Consider the following 10,684-nt stretch of genomic DNA (forward strand, 5'->3'; position numbering starts at 1 on the left):
GATGTAGCGTCCGACCATGCTTTTCGCTGCTGAGTCAGCGGCTTCCGGGAATTCGGGGCGATCGGCCTGTCATGGCCGCCCCCGCTGCCGGAAACGCGGGTTTCCCGCAGCGGGGTAAGCATTGATCTCTCCTGATCCTACTTTGGGCAATGCCCGACCCCGCCGGCCGAAAGGCCCGGCGGGGTTCTTGTTTGGGCGCCAGAGCGGGTTCACGGGGTTTGATGGATCGCCCCATTGGAACCACAGGGACGGTTCGACCAAATCCGGATCTGCTCCGGGGCGGAACTGTGCGCGTCGGGAGCCTTTGACCTGTCTCATGGCCGTGGCGGCAGAGGCTTGCCTACCCTGCCATATCGAACGCCGAGAGAACCGGCGCGCGGAGTCGCCGCGAGACAGTGGCCGTGAAGTGGGGGCCGCGAAAAGGGGGGAGGAGACGCCAGTATGTACAAGAAAATCATGGTTCCGGTTGACCTCGGGCATACCGAGAAGCTCGACAAGGCTTTGGCGACGGCGGCGGATCTCTCGAAGGTCTATGAGGCGCCGGTGCAGATGGTTGCGGTGACGACGACGGCGCCCAGCGCGGTCGCCCACAACCCGGAGGAGTTTGCGCGCAAGCTGGCGGACTATGCCGCTGCCGAAAGCGCCAGGCACGGCGTGGCCTTTGCGGCGGATGCCCTCACCAGCCCGGACCCGGCCGTGGATCTCGATGAGACCCTGGGCCGCGAGGCCCATGCCATCGGTGCAGACCTCATCGTCATGGCGTCCCATGTTCCCGGATTGACCGAGCATGTCTTCGCGTCCCGCGCCGGTTATCTGGCCTCCCATACGGACATCTCGGTGTTTGTCGTGCGCTGAGGTTTGCCGCGCGTCTCCCACGCAGTGCGTCCCAAAGAAAAAGCCCCGCCGAGACGGCGGGGCTTGGAAGTCAGGGTGTCCGATGGCGGCTATTCCGCCTGGGTCGGCGCCGTTGCCTGGGTTCCCTGTCGGCGTGCCCGGTTGAGGCCGATGAACAGGCTGACGCACATCAGCAGCAGCACGATGGTGAAGGGGAAGCCGGTGGAAACCGCCATGGCCTGCAGCGCGGTCAGGGCGCCGGCACCGCCGACCAGCAGCAGCGCCGCAGCGACCAGGCCTTCGAAGGTGCACCAGAACACGCGCTGCGACACCGGGGCATCCGTCTTGCCGCCGGCGGTGATGGTGTCGATCACCAGGGAGCCGGAGTCGGATGAGGTGACGAAGAACACGATCACCAGCACGATGCCGAGGAACGACGTCAGCCAGGCCAGGGGCAGGTCCTTCAGCATCTCGAAGAGCTTCAACTCCAGCGAGGCGGACTGCACGGCGGCTTCCGGATTGGCGATCACCTGATCGATGGCGGTGCCGCCGAAGGCGCCCATCCACAGGATGCTGACCACGGTGGGCACAAAGACCACGCAGATCACGAACTCCCGCACCGTGCGGCCGCGCGAGACGCGGGCGATGAACATACCGACGAAGGGCGACCAGGAAATCCACCAGGCCCAGTAGAACGCGGTCCAGCCCTGGGAGAAGTTGGCGTCCTCGCGGCCGAAGGGGTTGGACAGCGGCACCACCTCCTTCACATAGGCGACACCGCCGCCCAGGATGGTCTCGAAGATGGCCGCGGTCGGGCCGACGAAGATGACGAAGATCATCAGCAGCGCGGCCAGCGCGATGTTGATTTCGGAGAGGACCTTCACGCCGCCGTCCAGGCCGCGGAGCACCGAGATCAACGCAATGATCGTGATGACCGAGATCAGCAGCACGCGGGCGCCGTCGCCGGTCGGCGTGCCGAAAAGGTAGTTGAGGCCGGCCAGCGCCTGTTCGGTGCCGAAGCCGAGCGAGGTGGCGAGGCCGAAGAGCGTGGCGAAGACGGCCAGAGTGTCGATGACATGGCCGACCCAGCCCCAGACGGCCTCTCCGAAGATCGGATAGAAGGCTGACCGCAGGGTGAGGGGCAGATTGTAGTTGTAGGCGAAGAACGCCAGCGCCAGCGCCACCACGGCGTAGATCGCCCAGGGATGCAGGGCCCAGTGGAAGATGGTCGCGGCCATGCCCAGGTTGCGGGCGGCTTCCACGTCGCCGGCCGCCGCGCCGAGCGGCGCCCAGTCTGTCCGCACGCCGTTCTCCAGGCTGGTGCCGCCCATCGAAGACGCGAAGTGCGACATCGGCTCGGACACGCCGAAGAACATAAGACCGATGCCCATGCCCGCGGCGAACAGCATGGCGAACCAACCGAGGTAGGAGTATTCGGGTTTGGCATCGGGGCCACCCAGGCGCACCGACCCCAGGGGCGTCACCACCAGCAGGACGCCGAACAGCACGAAGATGTTTGCGGAAAGCAGGAAAAACCAATCGAAGTTCGATGTCAGAAACGGCCGCAACCAACCGAAGAATTCGGTCGCTTCTTCCTGGAAGGCCAGCGTCAGCAGGACGAAAACGATGATGGTGAGTGCCGAAACGACGAAAACCGGGTTGTGAATATCGAGGCCGAAGGGACGTATGTTGTCCTGGCCGATTTCATAATCCGTGGTTTCTGGATTGCTCATAGGGGTCCCCCTCAATTGCTCTAGGAAGCCGCAAATAGTGCGGTTCGATGATCCTAGTAATGTCCCGCCTTCTTTCCGGGCGGCACCCGCCGACAGGCCCGAGAAACACCGGGTGTTCTTTTGGCGTTTTCCTGGGTGACGGCTCCGAGATCATAGAAACCCGGCGGCCGGTCTAATCGTCCGTCACAGTATTACCCGTTGTCTATTTGCGACATCTTCGGTCGCTGCCCGTCGGGTGCGCGGCCCGCGGGCCGCTCCGGGCGCGTCATCGGAGCCGGAAAGGCCTCGGCGGAGCGGGCATGCGACAGCGTGTCACAGATTAGAATTGATCTAAATCAAGGCCCTTAAGCTTTGAAATCAAGACATTTTCCTGATGCTCAAGGAGGTCAGGATGAAACGCTTCATTACCATTCTCTTCATGTCCACCTGCCTGGTCGGCGCCGCAGAAGCGAACGAACTGCGCGACACCGCCCTGGAGTACTTCAAGCCGCTTCCCTCGACGATCCCCAGCGTTCGGGACAACCCGATCACGCCGGAGAAGATCGATCTTGGAAAAGCGCTTTTCTTCGACCCGCGGCTTTCGGCCTCCGGCGTGTTCAGCTGCTATTCCTGTCACAACCTGACGACCGGGGGCGACGACAATCTGGAAACCTCCATCGGCCATGGCTGGCAGATCGGGCCGCGCAACTCCCCGACCGTCTTCAATGCCGTGCTCAACGAGGCGCAGTTCTGGGACGGCCGCGCGGAGGACCTGAAAGAGCAGGCCAAGGGCCCGATCCAGGCCGGCGTCGAGATGGCCAACACGCCGGAAAACGCGATTGCGACCCTGATGAGCATGCCGCAGTACCGGGACTGGTTTGCCGCGGCCTTTCCCGGGGAAGGGCAGCCCGTCACGTTCGACAACCTGGCCAAGGCGATCGAGGCCTTTGAAGCCACCCTGATCACGCCCGGTCCCTTCGACGCCTTCCTGAACGGCAACGACGACGGCCTGACGCAGGAGGCCAAGGACGGGCTGGTGCTGTTCATCGACAAGGGCTGCGCCGCCTGTCACAGCGGCGTCAATGTCGGCGGCCATGGCTACTATCCCTTCGGCCTCATCGAGAAGCCGGGCGCGGAGATCCTGCCGCCGGGCGACAAGGGGCGGTTTGCGGTCACCGCGACCATCGACGACGAGTACGTCTTCCGTGCCTCGCCGCTGCGCAACGTCTCCGTGACCGCGCCCTACTTCCATTCCGGCAAGGTCTGGGACCTGAAGGTGGCCGTGCAGATCATGGCGGAGTCGCAGCTTGGCGAAGAACTCACCGACAGCGAGGCGGAAGCGATCGTCGCCTTTCTTGAGAGCCTGACCGGCGAGGTGCCCGAGGTGACGGTGCCTGTCCTGCCTCCCGAGACCGCGGAGACCCCGCGGCCGACGGCCGAGGTGATCCGCTGACGATCCGCTGACGATCCGATGACCGGGGGGCAAGCCCACCACGCGGGCTTGCCTGACGCCTGGGTGTGCCTGACGCCTGGGCGTGCCTTTCCGGAACCACCGCCGGCGGGTCGAAGCAGGGGCGCATCCGTGCTCTCTTCGAACCCGCCCGCGGTGCAGGGGCGCCGCCTTGGCCGGAGCCCGGAAAAGTCAGTCAAAAATCGCCGCCAGATGGGACTTGTGTCTTTTTTGCAACAGCCCATATGTCCTGTAGGGGCCGGGCCCATGAGGCCGGTTCCGGCGACCGTGTGCCGCTAGGACGGGCGCGGGCGCCACGTTAGACTTTGTTGGCTCACCTGCATGCCGAATCCGAGGGTGCGGGAAAGGGGATATAGATGGATTTCAATCGCTATACCGAACGCTCGCGCGGGTTCCTCCAGGCCGCGCAGACTCTCGCCAGCCGCAAACACCATCAGCGCCTGACGCCCGAGCACCTGCTGAAGGTTCTGCTCGACGATGAAGAGGGCCTGGCCCGCAAGCTGATCCGCACCGCCGGCGGCAAACCCGAAGCCACGGTCAAGGGCGTGGACGCTGCGCTGGCCAAGCAGCCGAAGGTGGAAGGGGCCGGCGCCGGCCAGCTCTACCTGGCGCAGGAAACCAACGACCTCTTCGCCCAGGCTGAGAAGCTCTCGGAGGAAGCCGGCGACAGCTACGTGACCGCCGAGCGGCTGCTGCTGGCCATCGCCATGCTGCCGGGCAGCGATGCGGCCAAGGCGCTGGACGCCGCCGGGGTGACGCCCAAGTCCCTCAATCAGGCGATCAACGACATGCGCAAGGGCCGGCGCGCCGACACCGCCACTGCCGAGGACCAGTACGAGGCGCTGACCAAGTATGCCCGCGATCTGACCGAGGTGGCGCGTGAGGGCAAGCTCGATCCGGTCATCGGCCGCGACGAGGAGATCCGCCGCACCGTGCAGGTGCTCTCCCGCCGGACCAAGAACAATCCCGTGCTGATCGGCGAGCCGGGCGTCGGCAAGACGGCCATCGTCGAGGGTCTCGCCCAGCGCATTGTCAACGGCGACGTGCCCGACACCCTGAAGGACAAGCGCCTGATGTCGCTCGACCTCGGCGCCATGGTGGCCGGCGCCAAGTTCCGCGGCGAGTTCGAGGAACGCCTGAAGGCGGTGCTGCAGGAGATCGCCGATGCCGGCGGGGAAATCATCGTCTTCATCGACGAATTGCACACCCTGATCGGCGCCGGCAAGGCCGAGGGCGCCATGGACGCCTCCAACATGCTGAAGCCGGCGCTGGCCCGCGGCGACCTGCACTGCGTCGGCGCTACGACCCTGGACGAGTACCGCAAGCATATCGAAAAGGACGCTGCGCTGGCGCGGCGCTTCCAGCCGGTCTTCGTGCCGGAGCCGAGCGTCGAGGAAACCATTTCCATCCTGCGCGGCCTGAAGGAGAAGTACGAGCTGCACCACGGCGTGCGCATCACCGATGCGGCCATCGTCGCCGCGGCGACGCTGTCGAACCGCTACATCGCCGACCGTTTCCTGCCGGACAAGGCCATCGACCTGGTGGATGAGTCCGCCAGCCGCCTGCGCATGGTTGTCGACTCCAAGCCCGAGGAGATCGACGAGCTCGACCGCCGCCTCGTGCAGATGAAGATCGAGGAGAACGCCCTCCAGAAGGAAAGCGACAAGGCCTCCAAGGAGCGCCTGGAGAAGCTCACCGCGGAAATTGCCGAACTGGAGAAGCAGTCGGCGGAACTGACCGCCCAGTGGCAGGGCGAGAAGGACAAGCTGGCCGGTGCCCAGAAGCTGAAAGAGCAGCTCGATCAGTCCCGCGGTGAGTTGGAAATCGCCCAGCGCGACGGCGACCTCAATCGCGCCAGCGAACTGAAGTACGGGGTGATCCCCGGCCTCGAAAAACAGCTCGAGGACGCCGAGGCGGCCCAGGAACACCGCATGCTGAACGAAGAGGTGGCGGAGAACGACATCGCCTCGGTGGTGTCGCGCTGGACCGGCATCCCCGTCGACAAGATGCTGGAGGGTGAGCGCGAGAAGCTGCTCTCCATGGAAGACGCCCTGCGTCGCAGCGTGATCGGCCAGGAGGAGGCGATTGTCGCTATCTCCAACTCGGTCCGCCGCGCGCGCGCCGGCCTGCAGGACCCCAACCGGCCGATCGGTTCTTTCCTCTTCCTCGGGCCCACCGGCGTCGGCAAGACGGAACTGACCAAGGCTCTGGCCCGCTTCCTCTTCGACGATGAGACGGCCATGGTGCGGCTCGACATGTCGGAGTACATGGAAAAGCACGCCGTCGCCCGCATCATCGGTGCGCCGCCGGGCTACGTCGGCTACGAGGAGGGCGGCGCGCTCACCGAGGCGGTCCGCCGCCGCCCCTACCAGGTGGTGCTTTTCGACGAAGTGGAAAAGGCGCACCCGGACGTCTTCAACATTCTGCTTCAGGTGCTGGACGACGGGCGCCTGACCGACGGCCAGGGCCGGACCATCGACTTCCGCAACACCATGATCATCCTCACCTCCAATCTCGGCGCCGACATCCTGGCCGCCCAGCCGGAAGGTCAGGACAGCGATGCCGTGCGCGGCGAGGTCATGGAGGTGGTGCGCGCCGCCTTTCGGCCGGAGTTCCTCAACCGCCTGGACGAGGTGCTGCTGTTCCACCGCCTGACGCGCCCGCAGATGACCGGCATTGTCGATATCCAGCTTGCCCGCCTGCACGCCATGCTGGGCGAGCGCAAGATCACCCTGGAACTGGACGAGCCGGCCAAGACCTGGCTGGCGGACCGCGGCTATGACCCGGTCTATGGCGCCCGGCCGCTGAAGCGGGTCATCCAGCGCGAGCTGCAGAACCCCCTGGCCAGCATGATCCTGGAGGGCAAGATCGGCGACGGCGACACGGTGAACGTCTCCGCCGGGGCCGAAGGGCTGGCGATCAACGGCGAGATGGTGGCGGCGGCTTAGTTCGTTTCTCGACTTTCGTCGAGGCGGTTCCAGCCCGCTCCCCCTCCCGGCCACCCATAGGATAATCGCATTGGGTGGCCGGGAGGGGGAGCGGGCCGGTGCCGAAAACCAACGAAAAGCGCCGAGGTGCAGCCTCGGCCTTGAGGGTTACCTGATGTTCTACGACACCCGCAGCGGCGACCACGGGTTGCCGCACAACCCCTTTAAGGCCTGCATCGTGCCGCGGCCCATCGGCTGGGTCACCACGGTGAACGCGGCGGGGGCGGTGAACCTTGCGCCCTACAGCTTCTTCAACGGCGTGGCCGGCGAGCCGCCGGTGGTGATGTTCGCCCCCGGCGGACGCAAGGCCGACGGCCCGCCCGACGGCTCCAAGGACTCCCTCGCCAATGCGGAGCGCACCGGGGAGTTCGTCTGCAACGTCGTCACCTGGGATCTGCGCGAGGCGATGAACAAGACTTCCGCGCCGGCTCCCGCCGGGGTGGACGAGGCGGCGGCGGCGGGCCTGGAGATGGTCCCGTCAAAACTGGTGAAGCCGCCGCGGGTGAAGGCCTCGCCCATTCATCTGGAATGCCGATATCTGCAGACCGTCGACCTGCCCTCCGACATCCCGGACGCGCGCAATGCCGTGGTCTTCGGCCAGGTTGTCGGCATCCACATCGACGAGTCGGTCCTGACCGACGGACTGGTCGACATGGCCAAGCTGAAGCCCATCGCGCGGCTCGGCTACATGGACTACACCCGGGTCGACGAGGTCTTTGCCATGCCCCGGCCCGCCTGGCCGCTGGAGGATGCGGCCGAGTAGCGCCCTTACCCGATGGCCCTGCCTCTCATGACGATCCCGTGAAACCACAGTAAGGCCGCTGGCGCAGGGGTCGCCGCTCTTGCTAGGCTTCCGTCTTCAATCGGCTCAGTACCGAAGGTCGGGCCGCAGGGAATAGGGAGGCAGGGCGATGACAGACCAGAAAATCGACGACCGCGTCTACGCACTCTACGACGACTACTGCCACGGCAAGATCGACCGGCGCGAGTTTCTGAGCCGCGCCAGAGCGATCACCGTGGGCGGCGTATCGGCCCTGGCCATGGCCCAGGCCATGCTGCCCGACTATGCGGCGGCGGAGACGATCTCCTTCAACGACGAGCGGATCACGCCGCGCTACGTGACCTATCCCTCGCCGGGCGGGACCTCGGGCGAAATGCGCGGCTATCTCGTGCAGCCGAGCGGTGACGGGCCTTTTCCGGCGGTGCTGGTGATCCACGAAAACCGCGGCCTCAATCCCTACATTGCCGATGTCGCGCGGCGCGCCGCGGTCGAGGGCTTCCTGGCGCTGGCGCCGGACGGCCTGTCGCCCATCGGCGGCTATCCCGGCAACGACGACGAGGGCCGGGCCATGCAGCGTACCCTGGAGCAGCCGAAGCTGCGCCAGGACATGCTGAACGGCGCGCGCTTCCTGAAGGATCACGAGCTTTCGACCGGCAAGCTGGGGGCCACCGGCTTTTGCTGGGGCGGTGCGACCACCAACTTCCTGGCGGTCACCATGGGCACCGATCTCAGCGCCGGTGTGCCGTTCTACGGACGCGCGCCGGACAGCGCCCAGGTCGGCCGCATCCAGGCCGCCATGCTGATCCACTTCGCCGAGGACGACGAGCGCGTGAACGCCACCTGGCCGGACTACGAGACGGCGTTGAAGGCAAACGAGGTGGACCACGAAGCCCACTTCTATCCCGGCACCCGTCACGGCTTCCACAACGACTCGACGCCGCGCTACGACGAGGCGGCGGCGGAACTGGCCTGGAGCCGCACGATCGCCTTCTTCAAAGAGCATCTGGCCTGACGGCACAGCGTCCGGGACTGTTTCCGGCCCCGGACGCCGCCGCCCGACTTCTTAGCTCCTGAGCTGGCCGATGATCAGGCCCGCGGCGATCGCCGCCATGACGCAGCCGACGAAAACGTCCAGCAGGCGCCAGGACAGCGGGCGGGCGAAGAAGTGCGCCAGGCGCTTGGCCCCGAAGCCCAGGCCGTAGAACCAGAGGCCCGAGGCCGTCACCGCGCCGACGGCGAAGGCCAGGCGCTCCCAGCCCGCATACTGGGCGGCGATGCCGCCCAGCAGGATCACCGTGTCGAGATAGACGTGCGGGTTCAGGAGGCTGAGCGCCAGGGTGGTCATCACCGCCGTGCGCAGCCCGGTGCTTGCGGGCGCGTCTCCGTCTTCGGCGGTGAGGCGTCCGGGCCTGAGGGCGGCGTGGAAGGATTTGAGACTGTAAGCGATCAGGAAGGCCGCGCCGCCCCAGGCGGCGATGTCGGGCAGGCTGGGAACGGCGCGCAGCAGGCTGGCGAAACCGCCGGCGCCAAGGGTGATCAGCCCGCCGTCGATGACGAAACAGAGCGAGGCGACGGCAAAGACGTGCTCGCGCCGCAAACCCTGGCGCAGGACATAGGCGTTCTGGGCGCCGATGGCGATGATGAGGCTGGCGCCGAGGCCGAGGCCTTCGAGCGCTGCCAGCGTGTAGGGAACCATGGATCGGGAAACTCCGCAGACGCCCGTCCGGCAGAAGGGTGCCGGACAGGACGTGACAACCGATGGGCTTCAGGCGGGCGCGATCCGACCCCAGGGTCGGGCGCAGGCGGCTTCAGCCTCGGCGTCGCGCGCGTTTCTCCAGATAGCCGGCGATCAGCAGGCAGCAGTCCATGGTTCGAGCGTCCTTAAAGGCCCAGTGTTCTTGCGCTTAGCATTCGCGGTCGGTGGCAGAGCCCTGTTCGACGACCTCTGCTTCCTCGCAGGCCTTCTGTACCATGAGGATGCCTCCCATGGCGATGGAGACTTGGCGGTCGACCTCGGCACGGTGAGCGGCGAAGGCGGCCAGTTCATCCTTTTTCAGCTTATCGCCACGCGGCAGGGTCACCTTCAGCGGGTTGACCTGCTTTCCGTTGAGGATGACCTCGTAGTGCAGATGCGGGCCGGTGGAGCGCCCCGTCGAGCCGACGTAGCCGATCACCTGGCCCTGCTTCACCCGCGTGCCGGATTTGATGCCCTTGGCATAGCCGTGGAGGTGGGCGTAGGCGGTCTTGTAGCTGGAGCCGTGACGGATGCGGATGTACTTGCCGTAGCCGCCGCGGCGTGCCGCCACCTCGACCACGCCGTTGCCGGCGGCATAGATCGGCGTGCCGCGCGGCGCGGCGAAGTCCGTGCCCTTGTGCATCTTCGAGTAACCGAGGATCGGATGCTTGCGCATGCCGAAGCCCGAGGAGAGGCGCGCGCCGTCGATGGGCGTGCGCATCAGCGAACGGCGCACCGAGGTGCCTTCCGGCGTAAAGTAGTCGGTATCGCCGTTGGGGCGTTCGTAGTGATAGATCTCGGTGCGGCTGCCCGACAGCGTCATGGCGGCGAAGAGCAGTTCGCCGGTGCGCACCCGCAGGCCGTCTTCGTCGACGAAGATCTCGTAGAGAAATTCGAAGTCGTCGCCCTTCTGGATTTCCCGCTGGAAGTCCACGTCGAAGCTAAAGGCGCGGATTGCCTCCACCAGCACGGGGTTGGGGACATTCACCTCCCGCGCGGCGACCGAGAGGTTCGACAGGATCGTGCCCTGGGCATAGGCCAGCTGGCGGGCCACCGGGCGGTCGACGGCATTGGCCGCAAAGTCTTCGTCGGGGTGCGCGCGGCTGATCTCGATATCGCGTTCGCGCGACGGGCGGAAGTTGATCGCCAGCAGCGGTCCCAGGT

At 66.1% G+C, this 10,684-nt stretch carries 8 protein-coding genes (1 of these 8 running past the window's edge); 5 read left to right on the top strand and 3 right to left on the bottom strand.

Annotated features, from left to right (window positions below):
• Positions 1-441 precede the first annotated feature (441 nt).
• Positions 442-855, top strand: a complete 414-nt coding sequence (locus ACO06P_RS17410; protein ID WP_420346490.1) for a universal stress protein — start codon at positions 442-444, stop codon at positions 853-855.
• An 89-nt stretch (positions 856-944) separates the two neighbouring features.
• Here the strand turns inward: ACO06P_RS17410 and ACO06P_RS17415 are convergent, their stop codons facing one another.
• Positions 945-2,567, bottom strand: coding sequence for a BCCT family transporter (locus ACO06P_RS17415; protein WP_420346491.1), 1,623 nt, complete (start codon positions 2,565-2,567; stop codon positions 945-947).
• A gap of 391 nt (positions 2,568-2,958) precedes the next feature.
• Here ACO06P_RS17415 and ACO06P_RS17420 point away from each other — a divergent pair, with 391 nt between their 5' ends.
• The 4 genes from ACO06P_RS17420 to ACO06P_RS17435 all read left to right on the top strand — a co-directional run bounded on the left by ACO06P_RS17420 (position 2,959) and on the right by ACO06P_RS17435 (position 8,797).
• Entirely contained in the window at positions 2,959-3,999 is a 1,041-nt protein-coding gene (locus ACO06P_RS17420; RefSeq protein WP_420346492.1) for a cytochrome-c peroxidase, read from the top strand.
• A gap of 374 nt (positions 4,000-4,373) precedes the next feature.
• The gene (gene clpB, locus ACO06P_RS17425; protein ID WP_420346493.1) at positions 4,374-6,965 is read left to right on the top strand and encodes an ATP-dependent chaperone ClpB; all 2,592 of its coding nucleotides are present in this window, start codon (positions 4,374-4,376) and stop codon (positions 6,963-6,965) included.
• Positions 6,966-7,119: 154 nt separating this feature from the next.
• Positions 7,120-7,767: a flavin reductase family protein gene (locus tag ACO06P_RS17430; RefSeq protein WP_420346494.1), complete on the top strand. Its 648-nt coding sequence runs from the start codon at positions 7,120-7,122 to the stop codon at positions 7,765-7,767.
• 148 nt (positions 7,768-7,915) lie between these two features.
• Complete coding sequence (locus ACO06P_RS17435) at positions 7,916-8,797, top strand: dienelactone hydrolase family protein (protein WP_420346495.1); 882 nt, start codon at positions 7,916-7,918, stop codon at positions 8,795-8,797.
• 51 nt (positions 8,798-8,848) lie between these two features.
• Here ACO06P_RS17435 and ACO06P_RS17440 read toward each other — a convergent pair whose 3' ends face one another.
• Entirely contained in the window at positions 8,849-9,481 is a 633-nt protein-coding gene (locus ACO06P_RS17440; protein WP_420346496.1) for a LysE/ArgO family amino acid transporter, read from the bottom strand.
• A gap of 208 nt (positions 9,482-9,689) precedes the next feature.
• A protein-coding gene (locus ACO06P_RS17445) for a peptidoglycan DD-metalloendopeptidase family protein (protein ID WP_420346497.1) crosses the window boundary here: on the bottom strand, positions 9,690-10,684 show its 3' portion. 535 nt of this gene lie beyond the right edge of the window; 995 of the gene's 1,530 nt are visible here — the last part of the coding sequence; the start codon falls outside the window, past its right edge; its stop codon occupies positions 9,690-9,692.

Origin of the sequence: Pelagibius sp. (assembly GCF_965227505.1) — a bacterium.
Classification (GTDB): domain Bacteria; phylum Pseudomonadota; class Alphaproteobacteria; order Kiloniellales; family Kiloniellaceae; genus Pelagibius.